This is a genomic window from Brevundimonas lutea, assembly GCF_003704105.1.
Taxonomy (GTDB): domain Bacteria; phylum Pseudomonadota; class Alphaproteobacteria; order Caulobacterales; family Caulobacteraceae; genus Brevundimonas; species Brevundimonas lutea.
The window spans coordinates 106,391-130,302 of record NZ_QUOQ01000004.1; the positions used below are offsets into that span (position 1 = coordinate 106,391).

At 67.7% G+C, this 23,912-nt stretch carries 23 protein-coding genes; 11 read left to right on the forward strand and 12 right to left on the reverse strand.

Going from position 1 to position 23,912, the window contains the following annotated elements; genetic code table 11:
- The first annotated feature begins 41 nt into the window (after positions 1-41).
- The 7 genes from EES48_RS07815 (at position 42) to EES48_RS07845 (ending at position 8,441) form a co-directional block, all read left to right on the forward strand.
- Positions 42-1,187 carry an LptF/LptG family permease gene (locus EES48_RS07815; protein ID WP_122466199.1) on the forward strand — a complete coding sequence of 382 codons (1,146 nt, stop codon included), beginning with the start codon at positions 42-44 and terminating at the stop codon, positions 1,185-1,187.
- Positions 1,184-2,284 (forward strand): LPS export ABC transporter permease LptG, encoded by a 1,101-nt coding sequence (gene lptG, locus EES48_RS07820; protein WP_122465847.1) that lies wholly within the window; start codon positions 1,184-1,186, stop codon positions 2,282-2,284. The genes EES48_RS07815 and lptG overlap by 4 nt, the downstream gene beginning before the upstream one ends.
- Before the next feature lie 45 nt (positions 2,285-2,329).
- On the forward strand, positions 2,330-4,783 hold the full coding sequence (locus EES48_RS07825; protein ID WP_122465848.1) for an LPS-assembly protein LptD: 2,454 nt from the start codon (positions 2,330-2,332) through the stop codon (positions 4,781-4,783).
- A gap of 76 nt (positions 4,784-4,859) precedes the next feature.
- Entirely contained in the window at positions 4,860-6,227 is a 1,368-nt protein-coding gene (locus EES48_RS07830; RefSeq protein WP_240623271.1) for a peptidylprolyl isomerase, read from the forward strand.
- The gene (pdxA, locus tag EES48_RS07835; protein WP_122465849.1) at positions 6,190-7,230 is read left to right on the forward strand and encodes a 4-hydroxythreonine-4-phosphate dehydrogenase PdxA; all 1,041 of its coding nucleotides are present in this window, start codon (positions 6,190-6,192) and stop codon (positions 7,228-7,230) included. The genes EES48_RS07830 and pdxA overlap by 38 nt, the downstream gene beginning before the upstream one ends.
- Entirely contained in the window at positions 7,223-8,029 is an 807-nt protein-coding gene (rsmA, locus tag EES48_RS07840) for a 16S rRNA (adenine(1518)-N(6)/adenine(1519)-N(6))-dimethyltransferase RsmA (RefSeq protein WP_122465850.1), read from the forward strand. The genes pdxA and rsmA overlap by 8 nt, the downstream gene beginning before the upstream one ends.
- Positions 8,030-8,132: 103 nt before the next feature.
- Positions 8,133-8,441, forward strand: coding sequence for a CsbD family protein (locus tag EES48_RS07845; RefSeq protein ID WP_122465851.1), 309 nt, complete (start codon positions 8,133-8,135; stop codon positions 8,439-8,441).
- Positions 8,442-8,520: 79 nt separating this feature from the next.
- On the opposite strand, the gene clpA is transcribed toward EES48_RS07845, so the two are convergent.
- Together clpA and clpS are read right to left on the reverse strand one after the other, a co-directional pair.
- Positions 8,521-10,845 (reverse strand): ATP-dependent Clp protease ATP-binding subunit ClpA, encoded by a 2,325-nt coding sequence (gene clpA, locus EES48_RS07850; protein WP_122466201.1) that lies wholly within the window; start codon positions 10,843-10,845, stop codon positions 8,521-8,523.
- Between the two features lie 5 nt (positions 10,846-10,850).
- Positions 10,851-11,177 (reverse strand): ATP-dependent Clp protease adapter ClpS, encoded by a 327-nt coding sequence (gene clpS, locus EES48_RS07855; RefSeq protein WP_122465852.1) that lies wholly within the window; start codon positions 11,175-11,177, stop codon positions 10,851-10,853.
- On the opposite strand from clpS, the gene EES48_RS15310 reads away from it, so the two are divergent.
- A complete protein-coding gene (locus tag EES48_RS15310; RefSeq protein ID WP_374275492.1) occupies positions 11,158-11,223 on the forward strand; it encodes a hypothetical protein in 66 nt (21 codons plus the stop codon). The two genes, clpS and EES48_RS15310, sit on opposite strands and share 20 nt — an antisense overlap.
- Before the next feature lie 51 nt (positions 11,224-11,274).
- Here EES48_RS15310 and EES48_RS07865 read toward each other — a convergent pair whose 3' ends face one another.
- From EES48_RS07865 to folK, 4 genes are all read right to left on the reverse strand, one after another.
- Positions 11,275-11,703, reverse strand: coding sequence for a J domain-containing protein (locus EES48_RS07865; protein WP_122465853.1), 429 nt, complete (start codon positions 11,701-11,703; stop codon positions 11,275-11,277).
- 19 nt (positions 11,704-11,722) lie between these two features.
- Positions 11,723-12,553 carry a division plane positioning ATPase MipZ gene (locus EES48_RS07870; protein WP_122466203.1) on the reverse strand — a complete coding sequence of 277 codons (831 nt, stop codon included), beginning with the start codon at positions 12,551-12,553 and terminating at the stop codon, positions 11,723-11,725.
- An 86-nt stretch (positions 12,554-12,639) separates the two neighbouring features.
- Positions 12,640-13,272 (reverse strand): SPOR domain-containing protein, encoded by a 633-nt coding sequence (locus EES48_RS07875; RefSeq protein WP_122465854.1) that lies wholly within the window; start codon positions 13,270-13,272, stop codon positions 12,640-12,642.
- Between the two features lie 47 nt (positions 13,273-13,319).
- Positions 13,320-13,850, reverse strand: coding sequence for a 2-amino-4-hydroxy-6-hydroxymethyldihydropteridine diphosphokinase (gene folK, locus EES48_RS07880; protein WP_240623273.1), 531 nt, complete (start codon positions 13,848-13,850; stop codon positions 13,320-13,322).
- A 43-nt stretch (positions 13,851-13,893) separates the two neighbouring features.
- Here folK and EES48_RS07885 point away from each other — a divergent pair, with 43 nt between their 5' ends.
- Together EES48_RS07885 and EES48_RS07890 are read left to right on the forward strand one after the other, a co-directional pair.
- Entirely contained in the window at positions 13,894-14,448 is a 555-nt protein-coding gene (locus tag EES48_RS07885) for a LabA-like NYN domain-containing protein (RefSeq protein WP_122465856.1), read from the forward strand.
- Complete coding sequence (locus EES48_RS07890; RefSeq protein WP_122465857.1) at positions 14,448-15,080, forward strand: uracil-DNA glycosylase; 633 nt, start codon at positions 14,448-14,450, stop codon at positions 15,078-15,080. The genes EES48_RS07885 and EES48_RS07890 overlap by 1 nt, the downstream gene beginning before the upstream one ends.
- On the opposite strand, the gene EES48_RS07895 is transcribed toward EES48_RS07890, so the two are convergent.
- The 5 genes from EES48_RS07895 to petA all read right to left on the reverse strand — a co-directional run bounded on the left by EES48_RS07895 (position 15,077) and on the right by petA (position 21,366).
- Positions 15,077-16,765, reverse strand: coding sequence for a lysine--tRNA ligase (locus EES48_RS07895; RefSeq protein ID WP_122465858.1), 1,689 nt, complete (start codon positions 16,763-16,765; stop codon positions 15,077-15,079). The genes EES48_RS07890 and EES48_RS07895 overlap by 4 nt on opposite strands.
- A 58-nt stretch (positions 16,766-16,823) precedes the next feature.
- Positions 16,824-18,479, reverse strand: coding sequence for a M28 family metallopeptidase (locus EES48_RS07900; protein WP_122465859.1), 1,656 nt, complete (start codon positions 18,477-18,479; stop codon positions 16,824-16,826).
- 129 nt (positions 18,480-18,608) lie between these two features.
- Positions 18,609-19,487, reverse strand: a complete 879-nt coding sequence (locus EES48_RS07905) for a cytochrome c1 (RefSeq protein WP_240623274.1) — start codon at positions 19,485-19,487, stop codon at positions 18,609-18,611.
- Positions 19,487-20,803: a cytochrome b gene (locus EES48_RS07910; protein WP_122465860.1), complete on the reverse strand. Its 1,317-nt coding sequence runs from the start codon at positions 20,801-20,803 to the stop codon at positions 19,487-19,489. Before EES48_RS07910 ends, EES48_RS07905 begins: the two co-directional genes overlap by 1 nt.
- A 17-nt stretch (positions 20,804-20,820) precedes the next feature.
- Positions 20,821-21,366: a ubiquinol-cytochrome c reductase iron-sulfur subunit gene (petA, locus tag EES48_RS07915; RefSeq protein ID WP_122465861.1), complete on the reverse strand. Its 546-nt coding sequence runs from the start codon at positions 21,364-21,366 to the stop codon at positions 20,821-20,823.
- Positions 21,367-21,563: 197 nt separating this feature from the next.
- On the opposite strand from petA, the gene EES48_RS07920 reads away from it, so the two are divergent.
- Entirely contained in the window at positions 21,564-22,025 is a 462-nt protein-coding gene (locus tag EES48_RS07920) for a tRNA (cytidine(34)-2'-O)-methyltransferase (protein ID WP_122465862.1), read from the forward strand.
- Here the strand turns inward: EES48_RS07920 and EES48_RS07925 are convergent.
- Positions 22,022-23,800, reverse strand: coding sequence for an acyl-CoA dehydrogenase family protein (locus EES48_RS07925; RefSeq protein ID WP_122466205.1), 1,779 nt, complete (start codon positions 23,798-23,800; stop codon positions 22,022-22,024). The genes EES48_RS07920 and EES48_RS07925 overlap by 4 nt on opposite strands.
- Between the last annotated feature and the right edge of the window lie 112 nt (positions 23,801-23,912).

A 23,912-nucleotide genomic window follows, 5' to 3' on the forward strand; every position in this document is an offset into this window, starting at 1 on the left:
CTCTTGAACCGTCGGGCCGCAACCGGCGCCGATGGACCCGCATGCGCCTGATCCAGAGATATCTGTTCCGCCAAATGGCGCTGTCGGTGACGGCGGCGTGCGCCGCCTTGATCGGCATCGGCATTTTGTCTCAGAGCCTGGATCAGCTCGAGATCATCGTCGAGCGTGGCCAGTCCGCCTTCACCATGGCCAAGCTGACCCTGCTGGCGACGCCGCAACTGATCAGCCTGATTCTGCCGATCGGCCTGTTGGTCGGGTCGCTGATCGCCCTATCGCGGCTGCAGCGTGAGAACGAGCTGACCGCCGCCTCGGCCGCCGGCATGACGCGCTGGTCGCTGATCTCTCCGGCGGTGCGCCTGGCGGTGATCACCGCGGTGCTGGCCCTGTTCGTCAATCTGTTCGTCCAGCCCGGCGCCCAGCGCGAGGCGCGGCGCACCGCCTTCGAAATCCGCACCGACCTGGCCGCCCTGCTCGTCGAGGAGGGGCGGTTCGTTCAGGGCCCGGGCGGCATCACCGTCTATGCCCAGCAGATCGAGCAGAACGGCCTGATCAACAACCTGTTCGTCTATCTGCGCGACGGCGACGAGGTGGCGACCTGGAACGCCGGGCGCGCGCGGTTTACGCGGATCGATGACCGGCCTTATCTGATCCTGCAGAACGGCTCGATGCAGCAGTATTCCAGCCGAGGCGTGCTCAACCACTTTGCGTTCCAGGAATATCCGTTCGACCTGACGCCCTTCGCCGAAACCGACGAGACGGTGCGGTTCAAGGATTCGGACCTGTGGCTTCCGGAATTGTTGAACCCTTCGGCCGAACAGCTGGAGCGGGCCGGGACGCGCAACGAACTGCTGGCCGAAGCGCATGCGCGGCTGTCCTCGCCGCTCTACGCCCTGACCGCCGTGGCCCTGGCCCTGTTCGCCATTCTGGGCGGACCGTTCAAGCGGACGGGCTATGGCCGGCGCATCGCCTTCGCGGCCACGGCCTTCCTGATCGCGCGGGTCGCCGGCTATGGCGTGGTCGCGGCCAGCGCCTGGAACCCACTGCTGGCGGTGTTTCAGTATGCGATCCCGCTGGGGGTGGCCTTCTGGGCCATGCGGCCGGTGCTGCGCGGTCGTCTCAGGCGCTCCAAGCGGGCGCGGATCGCGGCCAAGCTGGGCCGGATGCGGCGGGCGAGGGCGACGGCATGAGCTGGCGGCTGCTTCGCATCGAACGCTATGTCCTGAGCCAGACCCTGGCGTCGTTGGGCGGCGCCCTGGCGATCATCGGGTCGCTGGTGCTGCTGATCGACTTCGTGGAGGTGTCGCGGTCGGTCGGATCGGACGCCGACCTGCCGGCCATCCGCATCCTGGGGCTTACCCTGCTGAAGAGCCCGGCGGTGATCGTAGAGCTGTTGCCGTTCGTCTTCCTGTTCGGGACGCTGGCGGCCTTTGTCGGGCTGAACCGGCGCAGCGAACTGGTGGCCATGCGGGCGGCGGGCGTCTCGGCCTGGCGTTTCGTGTTTCCGGCGGCGGCGGCGGCGCTGCTGATCGGGGCCCTGACCACGACCGTATTCAGTCCCCTGGCGTCCTCCGCCGACGGTCTCTACGAGCGCCAGCGGGCGCGCATCTCCGGAGATGTCACCCGCGCCGAGGCGGAGGCTGTCTGGCTTCGCGAGGGAACCGACGACCGCCAGGTCGTGATCCGCGCCGCGCGGCAGAACCGCGCCGCCGGGCGGCTCGAGGACGTCAGCTTCTTCGTCTATGTGGTCCAGCCCGGCGGTGCGCTGGAGTTCTTCGAGCGCATCGACGCGGCCACGGCCACCCTGGCCTCCGGCAGCTGGCGCCTGACCGAGGCGGTCGGCGGCGGCCCGGCGCAGCAGAGCCGGACCTACGCCACCCTCGACCTGCCCTCGACCCTGTCGCCCGACGAAGCCTTCGACCGCCTGGCCGACCCGGACTCGACGCCCTTCTGGGCCCTGCCGGGCCAAATCGGCCGGATCGAGCAGGCGGGCTTTTCCGCGACCGCCCACCGGCTGAAGCTGCAGCAGCTACTGGCTACCCCGCTGATGCTGGCGGCCATGTCGATCCTGGCGGCGGCCTTCTCGCTGCGCCTCATGCGGCTGGGCGACATGGCCAAGATGATCGGCGCGGCGGTGTTGCTGGGCTTCGGCTTCTTCTTCGCCAACCAGTTCGCGGCCGCCATGGGCTCGGCCGAGGTCATCCCGCCGATCGTGGCCGCCTGGCTGCCGCCCATTCTGATGGGCCTGTCCGCCTTCACCTTGCTCTTCTATACCGAAGACGGCTAACCCCGCCGTCGGGGGATCGTCGCGCCGATGGCTGGCGGAGTGAGCATGTTGAGAGGCGCGCGCGCCATCCCGGGATCGGGCCAGCGATTGGCCACGCGCGCGGCGCTGCTGGCCGGGTGCGCGCTGACGATCGTGGCGTCTCCCGCCTGGGCCTCCGACGAGGTGATCCAGACCGCGCCGCCGCCCCTGCCCGCCCCCGAGGACGCCGCTCCGATCGACGACGGTCTTGGGGACGACGGAGTCTATCTGGACGCAGACAGCGTGACCCGCGCCGGCGAGGACGATCAAACCCTGGTCGCCGAGGGCCTGCGCGAGCGCGTGCTGGCCCGATTCCAGGGGCGAATGCTGCGCGGACGACGCATCGCCTATGACCTGGAGACGGGCGCCGCCTCGGGCGAGGGCGAGGTCGAACTGGTCAATCCGGACGGCACGGTGGTTTACGCCTCGCTGCTGGAGTTGGACAGCGATCTCGTGGCGGGCGTCGCCGTTGATTTCGCGGCGCGTCCGGGTGGGCACAACAAGCTGATGGCCGCCACCGCCGTGCGTCGCTCGGAAACCGTCAACGAGCTGAACTACGCCCTTTTCACCCCCTGCCCGATCTGCGACGACGAGGGGAATTTCAAACAGCCGACCATTTCGGTGCAGGCCGAGCAGGTGTTGCAGGACCAGGAGCTGCGAGCGATCCTGTATCGCAACGCCCTGTTCCGCGTCGCGGGCGTTCCTGTCTTCTATCTGCCGGTCTTCTGGCACCCGGATCCGTCCGTGGAGCGCGCTTCGGGCTTTTTGACGCCGACCATCGACTTCAACGATCAGCGCGGCATTTCCTACGAGCAGCCCTATCTGATCGTGGTGTCGCCGTCCGAGGACTGGACGATCAGTCCCCAATTCAATTCCAAGGTCGCCCCTTTCCTGAACCTGGGTTGGAGACGTCACTTCGGCGACGGCATCGTAACGGCGCGGGCGGGCTACACCTATGAGGAGGCGTTCGGCGACATCATCGCCGACGGCGACCGCAGGGCCGACCACCGCGGCTATCTGCTGGCCGAGGGCCGGTTCGATCCGGAGGGCGCCTGGCGCTGGGGCTTCACGGCCGAGCGCACCTCGGACAAGACTCTGTTCGACCGCTACGATATCGTCGACCCCTACCAGGACAACGGGCTGTATTTCGGCGACTCGCGCCGGCTGATCTCGCAGGTCTATGCGGAGCGTCAGACCGAACGCAGCTATGTCTCGATCGCCGCCCTGGCCATCCAAAGCCTGAGGCTTAATCCACCGGGCTTCTCGGGCGGGGTGTTCGAGGACGACGGCACCCTGCCGATCGTGGCGCCCCTGATCGACGCCCGCTGGTCGCCGGAACGCGAGTATTGGGGCGGCCGCCTGGCTCTGCGCGCCAGCTCCGTGGCCCTGACGCGCGAGGACTATGTCGGGGCGCCGATCCTGAGGCCCGGGACGGAGCTGATGGGCGCGCTGAACGGTGAGCCGGGGCTGCCGGGCGTCGACAGCCGTCGCCTGACCCTCCAGGGGGAGTGGCGCCGGGTGCTGATCGCGCCCATCGGCCTGCGCTACGAGCCGTTCGTCGATGTCCGCGCCGACGCCTATTCGATCTCCGACCTGCCCGTGACCCTGGGCGGAGAGGGCGACGCCACGGTCACGCGCGGCCGCGTCTCGGCCGGGCTGGACGTCAGCTACCCGCTCCTGCGTCGTTTCGACGACGCCGATCTGGTGATCGAGCCGATGGCCCAGCTGCTGGCCTCGACCCGTTCGGACAACGATCCACGCATCCCCAACGAGGACGCACAGGCCATCGAGCTGGAGGAGTCGACCCTGTTCCGGGTCGATCGCTTCGCCGGCCAGGATCTGATGGAGGGTGGTCTCAGGCTGACGCTGGGAACGCGCGCCACACTGCGCTGGGACAATGGGCGGAACCTGTCGGTCTTTCTCGGCCGCAGCTTCCGAGACGAGCCTGAGGACGACTTCCTGGCGGTCGTGCCGGACCGGCCGCGCCAGCTGTACGACCCCACCGGGCTTCGCGATTCGGCGTCGGACTGGGTCGTGTCGACCACCTTTTCCCCTACCGAGCGGGTTCGGGGCTGGGCCCACGCCCAGATCGACGACAGCGGTACGATGCGCAGGGCGGAAGCCACGGTGGACGCCACCTGGTCGCGCCGCAACATGGCTTCCCTCAGCTACATCCTGGACCGCACCAATCCTGTGCCAGGGCCGCTGAACCGCAATTACGAATTCGTGCAGGTCGCGGGGCAGCAGTTTCTCTGGCGCGACTGGGGCGTCGTCGGACGGGCCGTCGGCGATCTGGAGACCGACACCCTGACGCGCGCCGAGGCCGGGCTTCTTTATGAAGACGAATGCCTTAGGTTCGAAATTGGCTATCGGCGGGACAATACGCGTCTGGATCTCGATGGACCGCGCACCGGCATATTCGTCCGCCTAACCCTCGCCACTTTTGGCGGTTCAGGCTATCAGCCTAGCGACATGCGGTGATGGCCGGGCGCGACCCCGTGCGCGAGGTCCGGCTTCGTCGCTCACGCCGCCGCCGCGGCCTTAGGGAAGACGACCTTTGATCAGACTGAGTATCGCGACCGTGGGTGTGGCCATGGCGGCCCTGATCGCCGCCTCGCCCGCCGTGTCCCAGATCACCGCCCAGCCCACGCCCGCCGAGCAACCCCCGGCAGGGGCTCCGGTCGACCCCGCCGCCGAGCAGGCGCCACGCGTGGCCCAGCCGGTCGAGCCCGAGTTCCAGCTGGCCGAGGGGATCGTCGCCCTCGTCAACGACGACCCGATCACCAGTTTCGACTTGCGCCAGCGGATGCTTACGCTGATCGCGGAAAGCCAGGCCCAGCCGACCGAGGAAACCATCCCGCTGATTCAGCGCCAAGCTCTACAGGCGCTGATCGATCAGCGGCTGCAGTGGCAGGAGGTCCAGCGCTACATCGACCAAGTGCCCGCGCTGACCGACGAGGAGGTGGAAGCCCAAGTCGCCTCCATCGCACAGCAAGCGGGAACCACACCGCAGAATTATCTGGCGTATTTCCAACAGGCCGGCATTCGACCGGAAACGGTTCGCGAACAGTTGCGGGTCGAGGGCAGCTGGCGACGTCTGGTCGGCGCTCGCTTCAACCAGCGTGCCACGGTCAGTCGCGGGCAGGTCCAGCAGACTTTAGCCCGGCTGAACGAGAACCAGGCCAAGCCTCAATATCTGATCGGTGAAATCTTCATCGACGCGTCTCGCGTCGGCGGTCAGCAGGCGGCTCTGGGCGGCGCCCAGCAGCTGTTCGACCAGATCGTCGGCGGTGCGCCGTTCCAGGCGGTCGCCCAGCAGTTCTCCTCTCTGCCCACGGCGTCCAGCGGCGGCGACGCCGGCTGGCTACTGCTGGAGGAGGCGCCCCCGGCGATCCAGCCCGCGCTGCAGAATATGCAGCCGGGCCAGGTGTCGAGGCCCATCCCCGCGACCGGTGGGGTTTGGCTGGTCTATATGCGCGACCGGCGGGACGGTTCGTCCGCCCAGCTGGCGACTTTGCGACAGATCATGATCCCGGCGCCGCAAACGGCGTCGGATGCGGAAGTGGCGGCCGCGACCTCGAGTCTGGAAGCCCTTCGCGCCGGTCTGACGTGCGACAATATCCTGGAGCGCGGGCGCGCCACCGAAGGCGTCACCGCCGCAGATCTGGGCGAGGCCGATGTCGCGGACCTGGCGCCGCAGTTTCAGCAGTTCGCGCGGACCGGAGAGATCGGCTCGGTGTCCAGCCCGATCCGCACACCTCTCGGCGTTCATCTGGTCTCGGTGTGCAATCGTCGGGTCGGCGGGGCCGACGCGCCCAGCTTTGATGATGTTCAGGCCAGGCTTGAGAACCAGCATATCAGCATGCTGGCCCGCCGCTACATCCGCGATGTGCGCGAAGAGGCGACCATCGACGTCAAGGGCTAACGTGATTCGCCCGCTCGCCCTGACGCTCGGCGAGCCTGCGGGCATCGGTCCGGAGATCGTCGCCCTCGCCTGGGCGGCTTTGCGCCACCAGGACGCGCCGTTCGTTGTGATCGGCGACGCAGGTCTGATGGAGCGCCAGGGTCGGCCACTGGCCGTGATCGATGACCCGGCTGATAGCGTGCGCGCCTTCGATCAGGCGATCCCGCTCATCCACCGCCCGTTGCGCGCGCCGGTCGAGGTCTGCCGTCCCGATCCAGCCAACGCCGCCGCCGTGGCCGACTGGATCGAGTTCGCGGTCAATCTGGCCCTGAACGGTGAGGTTGCCGGCGTCGTGACCGCGCCCATCGCCAAGGCGCCGCTCTACGCCGCCGGCTTTCCGTTTCCGGGACACACGGAATTTATCGCGGACCTCACCGCCGATGTGCCGTGGCCGGAGACGCGGGGACCGGTGATGATGCTGACCGCGCGCGACCTGCGCGCCTGTCTGGTGACCATCCATTCACCGCTGGCCGAAGTGCCGGAACTGGTGACCGAAGAGCGCGTCGTGCGCACCGCACAGGTTGTCCACGAGGCTCTGGCGCGCGACTTTGGGATCGATCGGCCGCGACTGGCGCTGGCCGGGTTGAACCCGCACGCGGGCGAGAGTGGGTCCATCGGGCTAGAAGAAGTGAGGGTGCTGGCGCCGGCGGTGGAGCGACTGCGGGGCATGGGCATCGACATTTCTGACCCGAGGCCTGCCGACACGATGTTTCATGACGAGGCGAGGCGCGGCTATGACGCCGCTATCTGCCTGTATCATGACCAGGCCCTGATCCCGGTGAAGACGCTGGATTTCTGGGGAGGGGTCAACGCCACCCTGGGCCTGCCCATCATCCGTACCTCGCCGGACCATGGCACGGGCTTCGACATCGCCGGCAAGGGGATCGCCCGCCCGGACAGCCTGATCGCCGCCATCCGGCTGGCGTCAAAGATGGCGGAACGGCGGGAAGCGGCTCATGGCTGATCTTCCCAGCCTCCGAGAAACCCTGGACGCCCATGGCCTGCTGGCCAAGAAGTCGTTCGGACAGCACTTCCTGCTGGACCTGAACGTCACCCGCAAGATCGTGCGGCTGGCGGGGCCGTTCGAGGGGCGCGCGGTGATTGAGGTCGGCCCCGGTCCCGGAGGCCTGACGCGGGCCCTGCTGGAATCGGATGCCGGCGCGGTCGTGCTGGTCGAGAAGGACGCGCGCTTTGTGCCCCTGCTGTCGGAGTTGGACGACGGTTCGGGGCGGCTGACGATCGTCGAGGGCGACGCCCTCAAGGTGCGGGAGGCCGAGCTGGTCGAGGGGCCCGCGCATCTGGTGTCCAACCTGCCCTACAACGTCGGCACGCCCTTGCTGATCAAGTGGCTGACCGGTCCGTGGACGCCTCACGCCCTGACCCTGATGTTTCAGAAGGAGGTCGCCGAGCGGGTGGCCGCTCCGGTCGGGTCGGACGCCTATGGCCGCCTGTCGGTCATCACCCAGGCCGTATGCGAGGCGCGAGTGGTGATGGATCTGCCCGCGAGAGCCTTTACGCCGCCGCCCAAGGTGGCCTCGGCCGTCGTCCATCTGGTCCCCCGTGTGGACCGGCCGGACACCGCGACGCTGAAGCGGCTGGAGCAGATGACGGCCGCCGCCTTCGGTCAGCGCCGCAAGATGCTGCGATCCAGCCTCAAGCCCCTGGGGGGCGCGGTTCTGTGTGAGGCGGCGGGGGTCGATCCGGACGCCCGAGCCGAGACGGTGGATGTGGCAGGATTCCTGCGGCTGGCGCGGGCAGGCTGACGCGCCACCCGACATGCCGTCGCAGTCGGGAACCACCCGCGCGTTCAGGGGCTAAGCCTGCGGGCCCTCCCCCGGCCCGTCATTCCATTCTGAGAGACGAAACATGGACACCAACCGCATCGAAGGCGCGGCGACCGGCTTCAACGGCCGTGTTCAAGGCGCCGCCGGCAAGCTGACCGGCGACAGCAAGCTGCAGGTCGAAGGCAAGATCAACGAGATCAAGGGCCAGGCGCTGGACGCCTATGGCCGCGTCGTGGACGGCCTGGATCGTAACCTGCACCGCGTTCCGGCCCGCTATCAGGACAAGGCCCGCCAAGGGCTGGACTTCGCCCGCAACAAGCCGCTGCTGACCACCGGCATTGTGGCTGGCGCGGCGATCCTGCTCAGCGGCCTGCTGGGTCGCCGCCGCTAGGCGGAGCAACCCCGCAGAAGAGAAAGGCCGCCCGGTTCTCCGGGCGGCCTTTTTTGTTGTTCGATAGAAGAACGCCCGGCTAGTCGGCGCTCTCCTCGGCCACTTCGTCCGACTTGGCCTTGGCCTTCTGTTCGGCCTCGCCCGCGGGGGTGATGTCGAAGGCGATCTTGCCGTCGGTCAGCACCACCTTCACATGGCCGCCGCGCACCAGCCGGCCGAACAGGATGTCGTCGGCCAAGGGCTTCTTGATCGAGTCCTGGATGACACGCGCCAGAGGCCGCGCACCGTACAGTTCGTCGAAGCCGTTCTTGGCCAGCCAGTCGGTGGCTTCGTCGGACAGTTCGATAGTGATGTTTCGGTCCGACAACTGGGTTTCCAGCTGCAGGGCGAACTTGGTCACCACCTGACGGATGGTGTCCTGGTCCAGCGGCTTGAAGGCCACGATGGCGTCCAGGCGGTTCCTGAACTCGGGCGTGAACAGGCGCTGGATGGCCTTTTCGTCCTCACCCTCGACCTTGCCGCGGCCAAAGCCGATGGCCGCACGCGCATTGTCGGCCGCCCCGGCGTTGGTGGTCATGATCAGAACGACGTTCCGGAAATCAACCTTCTTGCCGACCGCGTCGGTCAAGAGGCCGTGGTCCATGACCTGCAGCAGGATGTTGTAGACGTCCGGGTGAGCCTTCTCGATCTCGTCCAGCAGCACGACGGAATGCGGATGCTGGTCGACGGCGTCGGTCAGCAGGCCGCCCTGGTCGTGACCGACATAACCTGGAGGCGCACCGATCAGCCGGCTGACCGTGTGGCGCTCCATATACTCCGACATGTCGAACCGCTGCATCTCGATGCCCAGGGTGGACGCGAGTTGCTTGGCCGCCTCTGTCTTGCCGACGCCGGTGGGGCCGGAGAACAGGAAGCTGCCGATCGGCTTGTTCGGATCGCGCAGACCGGCGCGCGCCAGTTTCATGGCCGTGGCCAGTTGCTCGATAGCCTGGTCCTGACCGAAGACGGCGCGTTGCAGGTCGTCCTGCAGGTTCTTCAGCGACTCGGTATCGGACTTGGACACCGACTTGGCCGGAATCCGCGCCATCTTGGCGATGACGCCCTCGATCTCCTTCTGGTTGATCACCTTGCGCCGCCGGCTTTCGGGCAGCAGCATCTGCGAGGCCCCAGCCTCGTCGATCACGTCGATCGCCTTGTCCGGCAGCTTGCGGTCGGACATGTAGCGCGCCGACAGCTCCACGGCCGAGCGAATGGCGGCGTCGGTGTAACGCAGCTTGTGGAAGGTCTCATAGTAGCTCTTGAGACCCTTCAGGATCTTGACCGTGTCCTCGACCGTCGGCTCGTTGACGTCGATCTTCTGGAAGCGGCGGACCAGGGCGCGGTCCTTCTCGAAATGCTGGCGATACTCCTTGTAGGTGGTCGAGCCCATACAGCGCAGGCTGCCCGACGCCAGGGCCGGCTTCAGCAGGTTGGATGCATCCATGGCCCCGCCCGAAGTGGCGCCGGCGCCAATCACGGTATGGATCTCGTCAATGAACAGGATGGCGTCGGGGTGCTGCTCCAGCTCCTTGACCACCTGTTTCAGCCGCTCCTCGAAGTCGCCGCGGTAGCGGGTCCCGGCCAGCAGGGCTCCCATGTCTAGCGAGAAGATGGTTGAGTCCTTGAGGACGTCCGGTACCTCGCCATTGACGATCTTACGCGCCAGGCCTTCCGCGATGGCAGTCTTGCCGACGCCGGGGTCGCCGACCAGCAGCGGATTGTTCTTGGTGCGGCGGCACAGGATCTGGATCGAGCGTTCGACCTCGGCCTGACGGCCGATGAGCGGGTCGACCTTGCCCTCGCGCGACTTCTCGTTGAGGTCGACGCAATAAGCTTCCAGCGCCTCTCCGCCCTGTTTGACGGTTGCGGCCTCCTCCGCCTCCTCCGGGCTGGTCCCGCGCGCCGGTCGCGTCTCCGCGCCGCCCGCCTTCTTGGCGATGCCGTGCGCGATGTAGTTGACCGCGTCGTAGCGGGTCATGTCCTGCTCCTGCAGGAAATAGGCGGCGTGGCTTTCGCGCTCGGAGAAGATGGCCACCAGGACATTGGCGCCCGAGACGTCGTCGCGGCCCGAGCTCTGAACGTGGATCACGGCGCGCTGGATCACCCGCTGGAAGCCGGCGGTCGGCTTGGCGTCGTCGCCGTCCGAAGTGGCCAGAGCCGCCAGATCGGTGTCGACATACAGGGTCAGCGCCGTCTTCAGCGCCGTCAGGTCGACATTGCAGGCCGTCATCACCCCGGCCGCGTCCGGGTCATCGACCAGGGCGAGCAGCAGGTGCTCCAGCGTGGCGTATTCGTGCCGGCGCTCGTTCGCGTAGTGAACGGCCCGGTGCAGGGTTTCTTCAAGGTGGCGTGAGAAAGAAGGCACGGCGGTCAATCCTTTTCCATCGTGCACTGAAGCGGGTGCTGGTGGCGGCGGGCAGTCTCGATAACCTGGGCGACCTTGGTTTCGGCCACCTCGTAGGTGAAGACGCCGCACACCCCGACACCGTGCTGGTGCACGTGCAGCATGATCCGCGTCGCGTCCTCGCGCGACTTCTGGAAGAAGCGCTCGAGGACATAGATCACAAACTCCATGGGCGTGTAGTCGTCGTTCAGGATCAGCACTCGATACAGCGAGGGCTTCTGAAGCTTCGGCTTTGTCTCTGCGATGACGGTGGTTCCGGAACCACCGACTTCGCTGGGCCTCTTGGTGGGCATTCGCGATCCGGTCTGCGGGAGAGTCAGGCGTCTAGATAGGGAATGATGGCGCGATTTTAAGCGGCGTCCAGTCACACTCGACGTGAGGCGCGTCGCCTCACCCCTTCAACAGCCTGTCCCGCGCCTGGTTCAGCTGTTCGGCGAGCCCTTGTGTGCCGCCTTGATCGGGATGAGCGCGGGCCATCAGCCGACGCCAGGCGGCTTGGATTTCGCCGCGGTTGGCTGCGGCTGAGACGCCCAGCAGGCGGCGAGCCTCGGCGTCGGTCATTCGGGAGGGGTCGATGGGGCGGCTCCTCGTCGACCTGACGCGCGACGCGACGGTCAGCCATAGCCCGGCAGCCGCCATGGCTCCGGCGCCGATCCAGACCCCGCGCGCCGCCGCGATGACGGCGCCGACGAACAGCGCCGCCGCCATCATGGTCGAGGCGATGCGCCAATGGCCGCGACCGGCGCGCTCAGTCTGTCGGCCTAGGCGGACCAACATCCACAGGATGACCGCGCCGACGCCGAAATAGAGGAGGGTCATCGACGCTCCCGCGTCGTCCTCACGCCGCCTCGTCCAGACGGTCGGCGCCTTCCAGACCCAGAGCCTGCATCAGGCTGCGCATCTCCTGACGGGCGGCGACGTGAGCGATGGAGACCGATACGGGCCGGATCTCGGCGGAGATGTCCGCGACCGTCAGCCCGAAGGGGAAGAGCTCGCGATAGATGACCCGGTCGCGCAGGCCGGGCCCGACGCGGAAGCCGACCCGCTTGGCGAGTTTGGTCATCTTCTCGTCGACGCGCCGGCGATTGCGGGCCTCCGCCACGGCCAGGCGGTTGGTCAGGACGATCCAGTCGATGGTCGCTCCGGCCCGGCCCTCGGCCAGGGCGCGGTTCTTGCGCGCCTCCCAAACGGTCTCGGAATAGATGGAGGGCTTCAGCAGCTCCAGCGTCACGGGATCGACGTGGCCCAGCAGGTCGAAGTCCACGAAGCTGTCGTTCATGGGGGTGACGATCTGGGCGGCGCGGTCGTGGGCCGCGCGGCTGAGCGTGGTGTCGCCCCCGGGGGTGTCGATCAGGATGGCGTCGCAATCGGCCAGAGACGCGAGCGCCGCCTGAAAGGCCGCCATCTGGGTGTCGGCGTCGGCGCGAGCCATGATCTTACCGTCGCCCATCTCGGCCACCTTGGCCATCGGCGCCTCGGCGCGGTTCGCTTCCAGCCAGCGCTCGCGGTTGGCGAAGAAGGTGGCGAGCGTCCGCTGGCGCAGGTCCAGGTCAATGATCCCGACCGACTTGCCCGCGTGCAACAGGCCAACGGCAATATGGATCGCCAGGGTGGACTTGCCCGCCCCGCCCTTTTCGTTGCCGACAACGATGATGTGTGGTCCGGCCATGCCCAGATCCATGTTCCGGCCCCGAATCGTTCGGGGCGCTCCTGTCCGACAACGTCGGGCCGGCGGTCGGGATCGTCAACGCGACGTCAGGCGGCGCCTGTGGACGAGCAGAAGGGATCGGTGACTTGCGCGGCGCGGCACAGCGCAGGTGCATCGGTCTCGGGCGCGGCGACGCGCAGCCGGGTCAGGGTGCGACCGCCGACCTGAACGGTCTCCAGACGGGGATGGAGGCCGTCAAGCGCCCCGCCGGCGCGGGCGGCGGCGGCGCTCCAGGCGGCCCGGGCGGCGGTCTCGCTGGAATAGGCGCCAAGCTGGATCAACCGGGTGGTGACGGGCGCGCTGTCGGTCGCGTCGTTGACCGCCTGGGCACCGCGCAGGCCGTTGACGGCCTCGGCGGTCACGGCGCGGGCGGTGTCGGCGGGGACGGCCTCAGTGACCTGGCGCAAGATTGGGGCCGCCACGGCAATACCGTCGCGGGCGTCCCAGAAGTCGTGGACGTCCAGCACCTCGACATTAAGCGCCGGGCGCAGGCCCGCCTCGGTCACGGTACGAGGCCGCTGGGTACCGACGGCGCGGGCGGCGCCCTCGACCGGGATCGCCGCGACCTGTTCAGCCACGGCTTCGAAGGAAACGCCCTCGCCCGATCCGCCACAGCCGGCGAGGACCGCGCCGCAAAGCGCGATCATCAGGGCCGAGGGATGGAAAGGCCGGGACGCCATCCGACCTCTCTAGCGCATCCCACTCAAGACAGGGTTGACAGACGCGGTTAACGCCCGGCCGGGAAGATCAGGCTAGCGTCGGCGCCGACCGTGGCACGCTCCCCAAGGCTCCTCGCCGTCTCGCCCGAGACGGGATGACGCCAGGCTGGCGCGATCTCCGTCAACGGCCGCATGACGAAGGCCCGGTCCTCTGCGCGAGGATGCGGCAGGATCAAGCCATCGCAGTCGCCGGTCTCGCGGCCGTATGCGATCAAATCGAGGTCGAGCGTGCGCGGGGCGTTCAGCGCGCCACGCTGGCGGCAAAAGGCCTCCTCGATCCGGGACAGAGCCGACAGCAAGGCGTGAGGATCGAGTTCGGTCGAGACCACGGCGACACCGTTCAAGAACGGCGGGTCTTCCGGGTCCGGCCATGCCTTCGACGCCCACCATCCGGAGCGTGCGATGACGGTGATCCCTTCGTCAGGAAAGCGGGCCACCGCCGCCTCCAACGCGGTCCGGCAATCGGGCCAGGCGCCCTTGTCATTGCAGCCGAGGGCGACGATGACCGACTGATCGCCCATCGGATCGGCGTCGCCCATTCTGGCGGAGGCCGCGGTTCCTATTGTCTCGGAGATTTCATCCATGATCCTCAATCCGGCCGGCCGCACGGCCCTGTTCATCGACGGGGCCAATCTCTATTCGACGGCCAAAGGACTGAGCGCGGATCTCGACTTCAAGAAGATGATTGACTGGTTCCGCGAGCGGGCCGTCCTGGTTCGGGCCTATTATTACACGGCCATCGTCGAGGGCGAAGAGTTCTCGCCGATCAAGCCCCTGGTCGACTGGCTCGACTACAATGGCTTCACCCTGGTGACCAAGGCAGCCAAGCGGTTCACCGACCTCCAGGGCCATAGCCGGATCAAGGGCAATATGGATGTCGAGATCGCCGTCGACATGCTGGAGCTGGCGGCGCACGTCGATCAGGTGGTGCTGTTTTCGGGCGACGGAGACTTCCGGCGGCTGGTCCAGGCGGTCCAGGCCAAGGGGGTGCGGGTGACGGTGATCTCCAGCCTGAAGACACAGCCGCCCATGATCGCCGACGACCTGCGCCGGGCGGCGGACGAGTTCGTGGACCTGAACGATCTGCTGGCCGAGTTCGGGCGGCCTCGGGCGGCCTCCGGGGCTGTGACCGCCTGATGCTGACGCCCGAGGCCCCACGCGGCTGTCCGCTGTGCCCCCGGCTGGTGGCCTATCGGATGGAGAACCGCGCCGCCCATCCCGATTGGTGGAACGACCCTGCCCCCAGCTTCGGCGATCCGAACGCGCGGCTGCTTGTCGCGGGCCTCGCCCCCGGTCGCATGGGCGCCAACCGCACCGGCCGGCCCTTCACCGGCGATCACGCCGGCTGGCTGCTGTACGACACGCTGAAGAAAACCGGCTTCGCGCGCGGAGATTACGACGCCCGGCCGGACGACGGGCTGGAGCTGGTGGACTGCATGATCACCAACGCCGTGCGCTGCGCGCCGCCCGGCAACAAGCCGACTCCGGCCGAGGAGGCGACCTGCCGACCTTTCTTGGTCGATCGCCTGGCCGCCCTGCCCCGCCTACAGGTCATCGTCACCCTGGGCGACGTCTCACGCCGCAATGTGTTGAAGACCTTGGGCCTGCCCGGCACGGCCATCCCGCCAGGCCACAGCGTCGAGGGCCAGGCCGGGCCCTATCGCCTGATTAACAGCTATCACTGCTCTCGCCTCAACACGAACACGGGACGGCTGACGGCGGAGATGTTCGAGGACATCTTCCGGCGAGCGAAGGCGATGCTGACCTAGGTTCCGACCAGCCGTCCCGCCGCCCCGTCCTCGATCAGGCGGATCGTCGGCTCCAGGCCGTAGATGGCGGCGAAGGAGCCGAAGCGCGGCCCCTGGCTCTGACCCAGCAGGACTTCGTACAGCGCGCCGAACCAGGCCCTGAGCGGCTCGAACTCATGCGCCTTGCCGACGGCATAGACCTCGGTCTGGATCAGCTCGCCGTCCGTGGTATCGGCCGGCAGGGCGCGCAGCCGCTCGGCCAGATCCAGCAGAGCCACCTTCTCCTTGTCGGTCGGCGTGCGGAACACCTTGGTCGGCCGGACGAAGTCTTCGTAATAATTCAGGGCATAGCCCATCAGCCGATCCAGCAGCGGCTCGGTCTCGGCCGTCGCGCCCGGCAGATACTTGCCGAAATAGGCCCACAGCGCCGCCTTGTCCGCTGCATTGGCCACGCCCACCAGGTTCAGCAGCAGGCCGAAGGTGGCGGGCGAGGTCGTCTCCGGCGGCGCCCCGCCGTGGATGTGCCACACGGCGTTGTCGATCTGCTTGTCCGGTTCCTGGGTCGGATAGGCCGCCAGGAACTGGAGGTAGTCGTCCGTCGCGCGGGGAATGACGTCGAAATGCAGCTTCTTGGCCGACTTGGGCGACTGGAACATGTACCAGCTGAGGCTCTCCGGCGCGCCGTAGCGCAGCCACTCCTCCATGGTCAGGCCGTTGCCCTTTGACTTGGAGATCTTCTGCCCGGCTTCGTCCAGGAACATCTCGAAATTGAAGCCTTCCGGCGGCGTCCCGCCCAACGCCCGGCAGACCCGCGAGGACACCTTCACGGAATCGATCAGGTCCTTGCCGCTCATCTCGTAATCCACGCCCAGCGCCGTCCAGCGCATGGCCCAGTCGGGCTTCCACTGCAGCTTGACGCGGCCGCCGGTGACGGGGGTTTCGACCCTCGTTCCGTCCTCGTCCTCGAACACGATCGTGCCCTTCGACACATTGCGCTCCAGGGTCGGGACCTGCAGCACCCGGCCGGTTGACGGACTGATCGGCAGGAAGGGCGAATAGGTGGCGCGACGGTCCGGCCCCAGGGTCGGCAGCATGATGTCCTGGATCTGGTCGAACCGCTCCAGCAGGGTCAGCAGCGTCGCGTCGAACCGGCCAGAGCGATAGGCCTCGGTCGCGCTCAGGAACTCGTAGTCGAAGCCGAAGCTGTCGAGGAAGGCGCGTAGGCGGGCGTTGTTGTGCGCCCCAAAGCTGTCATGCGTGCCGAACGGGTCGCGCACCACGGTCAGGGGCTTGCCCAGATCCTCGGCCAGCATCTCGGGATTGGGCACGCCGTCCGGCACCTTCCTGAGACCATCCATGTCGTCCGAGACGGTGATCAGCCGCGTCGCCCAGCGATCGCCGGTCAGGGCGCGGAAGGCATTCCTGACCATGGTCGTGCGCGCCACCTCGCCGAAGGTGCCCATGTGCGGCAGGCCCGACGGCCCATAGCCGGTCTCGAACACCACCGGCCGGTTCAGGGCCGGAAACCTGTTCCAGGCGCCGTCGATGTCGCCCGCGTTCAGCAGGGCGATCGCCTCGTGCGCCTCGCGCGGATCGGGGACCCGCGACTTCGCAAGGTGGGTCAGCAGGTTGCGCGCCTGTTCGAACGGCCAGGATCGGGCCGCCCGCGCGCGTTCTTCGAGGCCGGACAGGGGGGAGGAGGACATCAGGCGGGCTTAGGCGGCGCAAGCGGCGCCGGTCAATGCCCGCCTTTCCTCCACGGTATCAGCGCCGTTGGGCGTCACTGCGTAGCCGCACGTCGCGGAACTCCGAGCCCGGCTTCCAGCCCGGCCAGTCGCGGCTGTTGGCCAGTTCGTTTCCAACGCGCCAGGCGATCTCGATGTCCTCGACCATCCCGGTCAGATCCCAGTCGGGCGACCATTCGTCGGCGGCCTGGTGATAGCGGATGCGTCCGTATTCATCGGCGCGGGCCTGACGAGCGCCGTCGGCGTCGTCGCGGAAGGTCACCCCGCCCTCGGCATAGGCCATCGGCACGCCGCGCTTGACCAGCGGGAAGTGGTCCGACCGGTAGTAGCTGCCAGCCTCTGGCCGCGAGTCCGGAGCGATGGAGCGGCCTTGGGTCGCCGCCGCCCGCTGCAGCCGCTCGTCCAGTTCCGACTGGCCGAAGCCGACCACCGACAGTTCGTTGAAGCCGCCATAGACGCCCATGCCGTCCAGGTTGAAGCCCGCCACCGTCGTCTCCAGCGGATAGACCGGGTTGGCGGCGTAGTATTCCGAGCCCAGCAGCCCGCTCTCCTCGGCGGTGAAGCCGATCAGCACGATCGACCGCTCCGGGCGGGGTCCGGCGGCATAGACCCGGGCCAGTTCGATCAGGGCCGAGGTTCCGGTGGCGTTGTCGACGGCGCCGTTGAAGATGCGGTCGCCCTCGGCGTCCGGCTCGCCGACGCCGATGTGGTCCCAGTGGGCGGTGTAGAGGATGGTCTCGTCTGGGTGGGTCGATCCCGGCAGGCGGGCGATGACGTTGTCCGTCTGGATCGACGAGGTGGCCACATCGAAGCTGGCGTCGAGGGTCACGCCCGTCAGTTCGACCGGACGGAAGTCCCGGCTGCGCGCCTGGGCCTTCAGCGCCTCGAAGTCCTGGCCGCCGCGCTGGAACAGGTCCACGGCCAGATCACGCTGCATCCAGCCTTCCAGCGGCACGCGCTCGGCGGCCGCGTTAGCGCGCTCGATGTCGAACTGGGGCACGCCCCAGGAATTGGCCACCGTGCTCCAGCCATAGGAGGCCGGCTCGGTCTCGTGAACCACCAGCACGCCCGCCGCGCCCTTGCGCGCCGCCTCGTCGTATTTGTAGGTCCAGCGGCCATAGTAGGTCATGGCCTTGCCGCCGAAGACGTCCATCGACGGGTCCTCGAAGTCGGCGTCGTTGATCAGCACGACGATCACCTTGCCGCGCACATCGACGTCCTTGAAGTCGTTCCACTGGCGCTCCGGCGCGTCGATGCCGTAGCCGACGAAGACCAGCGGGACATCCTGCAGATTGACTGACTGGCCCGGCAGACGGGTCGAGAAGGCCACTTCCTGTCCTTGCGTCACCGGCTGGGACCAGTCGCCGGCCTGGAACTGGCCGGTGACGTTGGAGGCGGCGAAACGGTTCAGCGTCACCGGCTGGGTCCAGCCGCCGTTGACGCCACCCGGCTCGAAGCCGGCCTCGGCGAACTGCTCCGACAGATAGGCGACGGTCTTGGTCTCGCCCTCGGTGGCGATGCCCCGGCCCAGGAAGCTGTCATCGGACAGGGTGCGGATATGCTCGTTCAGGTTCGCGGCGCTGATCTCGGCCGGCATCCCCCCTCCCCCGGCGGTGGCGCAGGCGGACAGGGCGGCGGTGGCCATCAGGGCGGCGGCGAACGAGGCGAAACGCATGGGGGCGACTCCGGCGAAGCTGAGGATTGGCACCCTAGAGGGCAGTGCGCGGCCGGCCAAGCGAGCCCCGTAACGAAAAAGGGCCGCATCCGGCGGATGCGGCCCTTGTCCGGAGATTGCTCCCGGTTGTTAGTGCGCCACGCCCTTCCAGATGCGGCGATAGCTGGCGTACGTCAGACCCGCGAACAGCAGCAGATAGGCCAGGACGGCGAAGCCGGTCTGTTTGCGCTCGACCGCCTTGGGCTCGGACGCCCAGGCGATGAAGGCGGCGACGTCCTTGGCCATCTGATCGACCGAGGCTTCGGTGCCGTCGTCAAAGGTCACCTGACCGTCACGCAGCGGCGGGGCCATGGCGATGAAACCGCCATAGGGCACGTGCTCGGGGTCACCCGACCAGAAGGGCGTCATGTCGCCGGCCATGTACGGGTTGTAGTACTGGCCCTGATTGATCGCGAGACCGGCCGGGGCCTCCTGATAGCCGCTCAGCAGCGAGTAGATGTAGTTGGCCCCGTCGTGGCGGGCCTTGGCCATCACCGACAGGTCGGGCGGGGCGGCGCCGCCGTTGGCGGCCGCGGCGGCCGTGGCGTTCGGATAGGGGTTGGGGAAGGCGTCGGCGGCCGTAGCCGGGCGCAGGATGGCCTCGCCGGTCTCGGTGTCGATCCCCGGAACCTCGAACTCGGCGGCGATGGCGCGGACATAGCGGTTCTGGGCCGCGTTCTCGGCGTGGGCGTCATAGAAGGGCCCGCCCTTCTCGCCCAGGGTGCGGAAATAGACCAGGTTCATGCTGTGGCAGGCCGAGCAGACCTCGCGATAGACCTTGTAGCCACGCTGCAGCTGGGCCTGATCGAAGGTTCCGAACGGCCCCTCGAACGAGAAGCCGGCGTGGCGCGGATGCTTGGCCTCGCCGGCGGCCAGAGCAGGCGTGGCGGCCAGGCCCAGACCGACCGCGGCGAGCACGGCCAGACCGGCGGAACGAAGACGGGTGCGGGTCATGGAACGCGGGCTCATCAGACGGCCTTCGGGGTTTCGGCGGCGTCGGGAATGCGCGGCGACAGCACCGGCTCCGAGATCGAGGCCGGGATCGGCAGCGGCTTCTCGCGAAGCCCCACCAACGGCATCAGCACCAGGAAGAAGATGAAGTAGTAGGCGGTCAGCAGGCGCGTCAGCCACAGATAGCTGTTCAGGTCGCCGTCGATCAGAATGAAGGTGTCAAAGTCACCGATGACATGGGCGTCGGGCAACTGACCACCGCACCAGCCGAGGCCGAAACAGACCACCAGGAAGATCAGGAAGAAGGTCCGCATCTGGGGCCGGTAGCGCATCGAGCGCACCTTGGATGTGTCCAGCCAGGGGATCACGAACAGCACCGCGATGGCGCCGAACATGGCCACCACGCCGCCGAACTTGTCCGGAATGGCGCGCAGGATGGCGTAGAACGGCAGCATGTACCACTCGGGCACGATGTGCGCCGGCGTCACCAGCGGGTTGGCCGGGATGTAGTTGTCGGCGTGGCCCAGCGCATTCGGATTGAAGAACACGAAATAGGCGAACATGATCAGGAACAGGATGATCGCGAAGCCGTCCTTGACCGTGTAATACGGGTGGAACGGCACCGTATCCTTGGCCTGGCGGTCCTTGGGGATCAGGATTCCGACCGGGTTGTTCTGACCGGCGTGGTGCAGGGCCCACAGGTGCAGCACCACGCAGCCGGCGATCACGAACGGCAGCAGGTAGTGCAGCGAGAAGAAGCGATTGAGCGTCGCGTTGTCGATCGACGGGCCGCCGCGCAGCCAGATCAGGATCGGCTCGCCGACCACCGGCACGGCGCCGATCAGGTTGGTGATCACCTCGGCGCCCCAGAAGGACATCTGGCCCCACGGCAGCACGTAGCCCAGGAAGGCGGTGGCGATCATCAGGAAGAAGATCACGCAGCCCACAATCCAGATCATCTCGCGCGGCGCCTTATAGCTCCCGTAATAGAGCCCCCGCAGCATGTGCAGATAGACGGCGATGAAGAACATCGAGGCGCCATTGGCGTGAACGTAGCGAACCAGCCAGCCGCCGTTGACGTCGCGCATGATGCGCTCGACCGACTCAAAGGCCATGGCCGTGTTGGGCACATAGTGCATGGCCAGGACGATGCCCGTGACGATCTGGATCATCAGGCACAGGGCGAGGATGCCGCCGAAGGTGTACCAGTAGTTCAGGTTCTTCGGCGTCGGCAGCGACATGTAGTCGGCGCCGAAGCGGACGATCGGCAGACGGGTGTCGAGCCATTTCTCGACGCCGGTCTTGGGGACGTAGGTGGATTCGTGATCGCTCATGATGTCTCGGTCCGTCCTCAGCCGATCCGGATGCTGGTGTCGGAGAGATATTCGTACTCCGGAACCGCCAGGTTGAGGGGCGCGGGTCCTTTACGGATGCGGCCCGAGGTGTCGTAGTGGGATCCGTGGCAAGGGCAGAACCAGCCACCAAAGTCGCCGGTGCCAAAGGTCGGCACGCAACCCAGGTGCGTGCAGGATCCGACCACGACCAGATACTGCTGATGCCCCTCCTTGACGCGCTCGGCGTCCGTCTGGGGATCCTTCAGGTCCGAAAGCGGCGTATCGGCCGCCTCCTGAACTTCGCGCTCGGTGCGGTAACGCACGAAGACGGGCTTACCTTGCCACTGGATGACGACCTGCTGGCCTTCCTGGACCTTGGACATGTCGAACTCGACGGTCGACAGGGCCAGGGTGTCGGCGGCCGGGTTCATCGAGTTGATCAGCGGCCAAGCCGCCATCACGCCCGCGCCGGCGGCCGCGGCGCCGGCGGCGATGTGGATGAAGTCACGACGGGTGGCGTCGTCGCCGCCCTCACCGTCATGGGTCACGACCTGTTCGGCCAAGATACCACCTCTGTACCTCCGCGAGGTCGCCCTGGAAGCGGGCGGCCGGACGCGGCGAAAATCCGATGCGCGGTCGCCCGGGGTCAAAGGCGCGGCCCGGGTCTGGCGATGGATCGCCGAACCCCCGTCTAATCTTGCGATTAAGTCGCAAAACAGGCCGCGACAGGGCCCCGGCCCGCGCGTATGAGGGCTCTAGAATGCGTCTCGCCCTTTTTCAACCGGACATTCCGCAGAACGTCGGCGCGGCCATACGTCTCACGGCCTGTTTTGGCGTGGGCCTGGAGGTCATTCGACCGACCGGCTTTTCCATGGACGACCGCGCCCTGAAGAGGGCCGCGCTGGATTACGGTCCGCTTGCGCACATGACGGCGCACGACGACTGGGACGCCTTCCAGGCCTCGCGAGGCCCGGGACGCCTGGTGCTATTCACGACGCGAGCCGCCACCCGGCTGGACGATTTTCGATTCGCCTCGGAAGACACCCTGCTGTTCGGTCGCGAAACCGTCGGGGCGCCGGATTTCGTGCACGAGGCCGCGGACGCTCGGGTGGCGATCCCCATCCGCCCGGAAACCCGCAGCCTCAATCTGACGGTCAGCGCCGGCATCGCGCTGTGGGAGGCCCTGCGGCAGACCTCCCCCCGCCCCGCCGAGCAGCGCTAGGCTCCCAGCAAGTCCGGCGTCAGGCGCTTGAGCAGGTCGCCGCCCTGGCCGATGGCGGCGAGGCGGCTGGAGCAATGGCCCAGGATATTGGCGGCATAGGCTTCGTAGAGGTCGATGCGGGACTGGAGCCACGCCGAGTCGCCCTCCCCGGCCTCGATCCGGCCCTGGGCGGCCAAGGCCTGATTGGCCAGCAGCCAGCCGCCGGCGACATCGCCCATCAGCCTCAGATAGGCGTCGGCGCCCGCCAGGACATCGGCCTGACCGTCCTGTGCCGTCTTGCGGTCCAACAGCCACATCGTCGCGTCCTGGGCCGCCTCGATGGCGGCGGCCATGCGCTCCACCGGCTTTCCGGGGAGCAGCCTCGACAGGCCCGGCATCACCGTCTTCATCTCCTCGATCAGCCGAAGCGCCGACTGGCCGCCATCCTGGCCCAGCTTGCGGCCGACGAGGTCCAGAGCCTGGATGCCGTTGGTCCCTTCGTAGATCGGCGCGATGCGGGCGTCGCGATAGTGCTGGGCCGCGCCGGTCTCTTCGATGAAGCCCATGCCGCCGTGGACCTGGACGCCCACAGACGCGACCTCGACCCCGACGTCGGTGGACCACGCCTTGGCGATCGGGGTGAACAGGTCCTCTCGTGCCTGCCAGCGCTGGCGCTCCTCCTCGGTCGTCGCCCGGTCAGCCAGGTCGGCGGCGACGCCGGTGGCCAGGCAGATCGCGCGCGCGGCGGCGACCTTGGCCTTCATCACCACCAGCATGCGCCGCACGTCCGGGTGATCGGCGATCGGCGCGTTGGCCTCGCCGGTCCAGGCCGAGCGGCTCTGGCGTCGTTCCAGCGCATAGGCCAGGGCTCGCTGGAAGGCGCGCTCGGCGATGCCGACGCCCTCGACACCCACGGCGAGGCGCGCCGCGTTCATCATGACGAACATGTGCGACAGGCCCTGATTCGGCTGACCGACCAGCTCGGCGGTCGCGCCCTCATAGGCCATGACGCAGGTGGGCGAGCCGTGGATGCCCAGCTTGTGCTCCAGCCCCACGGGCCGAAAAGCGTTGCGCGCGCCCAGCGACCCATCCGCGTTCACGGCGTACTTCGACGCCAGGAACAGGCTGATTCCTTTCGGTCCTGGGGGAGAGTCCGGCAGACGCGCCAGCACCATGTGAACGATGTTGTTCGTGGCGTCGTGATCGCCCCAGGTGATGTAAATCTTCTGGCCGTTCAGGGCGTAGGTCCCGTCGCCGTTCGGCGTGGCCGTGGTCGTCAGGGCGCCGAGGTCGGTGCCCGCGCCCGGTTCGGTCAGCACCATGGCCCCGGTCCACTCGCCGGACACCAGCCTGGGCAGATAGGTGCCCTTCTGATCCTCGGTCCCGTGTTCCTGCAGCGCCTCGATCGCCGCCAGCGAAAGCATGGGGCACAGGCCAAAGGCCATGTTGGCAGAGTGGACTGTCTCATAGGCCGCCAGTTCCAGCGCCTTGGGCAGGGCCTGTCCGCCCCAGGCCTCCTGGGCCGTCAGGCCGGTCCAGCCGCCCGCGGCGAACTCGCGGTAGGCCTCGGCGAAGCCCGGAGAGGCCGTGACCTGATCGTCCTGCAACACCGGATGCCGGCGATCCCCGACTGTGTTCAGCGGCGCCAGCAGCGCCGCCGACATCTGCCCCGCCGCCTCCAGCACCGCGCGGGCGGTATCGGCGTCATAATCCGGAAACGCCGCCGTCAGCGCCTCCATGCCGGGCGTAGTCTCCAGAGCGAAGGCGAGATCGCGGATCGGGGCGCGGTAGGTCATCGGGTCGGTGTCCTGGTCGTTTCGGGCGCTCTTGGCGGCGGTTCGCGCGGTGATGTCGCGGCTTTGGCTCGCTGGCAAGGCTTGGCGCGCCGTCCGCTCCGGGCCAAGTTGG

Bases quoted from the DNA above. Each gene is read 5' to 3' on its own strand.
- EES48_RS07905 (WP_240623274.1), bottom strand. From the start codon at position 19,487: ATGAGCCCGCGTTCCATGACCCGCACCCGTCTTCGTTCCGCCGGTCTG.
- lptG (WP_122465847.1), top strand. From the start codon at position 1,184: ATGAGCTGGCGGCTGCTTCGCATCGAACGCTATGTCCTGAGCCAGACC.
- EES48_RS07920 (WP_122465862.1), top strand. From the start codon at position 21,564: ATGCGTCTCGCCCTTTTTCAACCGGACATTCCGCAGAACGTCGGCGCG.
- EES48_RS07925 (WP_122466205.1), bottom strand. From the start codon at position 23,800: ATGACCTACCGCGCCCCGATCCGCGATCTCGCCTTCGCTCTGGAGACT.
- pdxA (WP_122465849.1), top strand. From the start codon at position 6,190: ATGTGCGCGAAGAGGCGACCATCGACGTCAAGGGCTAACGTGATTCGC.
- folK (WP_240623273.1), bottom strand. From the start codon at position 13,850: ATGGGCGACGCCGATCCGATGGGCGATCAGTCGGTCATCGTCGCCCTC.
- clpS (WP_122465852.1), bottom strand. From the start codon at position 11,177: ATGCCCACCAAGAGGCCCAGCGAAGTCGGTGGTTCCGGAACCACCGTC.
- EES48_RS07875 (WP_122465854.1), bottom strand. From the start codon at position 13,272: ATGGCGTCCCGGCCTTTCCATCCCTCGGCCCTGATGATCGCGCTTTGC.
- EES48_RS07885 (WP_122465856.1), top strand. From the start codon at position 13,894: ATGATCCTCAATCCGGCCGGCCGCACGGCCCTGTTCATCGACGGGGCC.
- EES48_RS07865 (WP_122465853.1), bottom strand. From the start codon at position 11,703: ATGACCCTCCTCTATTTCGGCGTCGGCGCGGTCATCCTGTGGATGTTG.
- EES48_RS07845 (WP_122465851.1), top strand. From the start codon at position 8,133: ATGGACACCAACCGCATCGAAGGCGCGGCGACCGGCTTCAACGGCCGT.
- EES48_RS07900 (WP_122465859.1), bottom strand. From the start codon at position 18,479: ATGCGTTTCGCCTCGTTCGCCGCCGCCCTGATGGCCACCGCCGCCCTG.
- rsmA (WP_122465850.1), top strand. From the start codon at position 7,223: ATGGCTGATCTTCCCAGCCTCCGAGAAACCCTGGACGCCCATGGCCTG.
- EES48_RS07825 (WP_122465848.1), top strand. From the start codon at position 2,330: ATGTTGAGAGGCGCGCGCGCCATCCCGGGATCGGGCCAGCGATTGGCC.
- EES48_RS07870 (WP_122466203.1), bottom strand. From the start codon at position 12,553: ATGGCCGGACCACACATCATCGTTGTCGGCAACGAAAAGGGCGGGGCG.
- EES48_RS07910 (WP_122465860.1), bottom strand. From the start codon at position 20,803: ATGAGCGATCACGAATCCACCTACGTCCCCAAGACCGGCGTCGAGAAA.
- EES48_RS07815 (WP_122466199.1), top strand. From the start codon at position 42: ATGCGCCTGATCCAGAGATATCTGTTCCGCCAAATGGCGCTGTCGGTG.
- EES48_RS07890 (WP_122465857.1), top strand. From the start codon at position 14,448: ATGCTGACGCCCGAGGCCCCACGCGGCTGTCCGCTGTGCCCCCGGCTG.
- EES48_RS07895 (WP_122465858.1), bottom strand. From the start codon at position 16,765: ATGTCCTCCTCCCCCCTGTCCGGCCTCGAAGAACGCGCGCGGGCGGCC.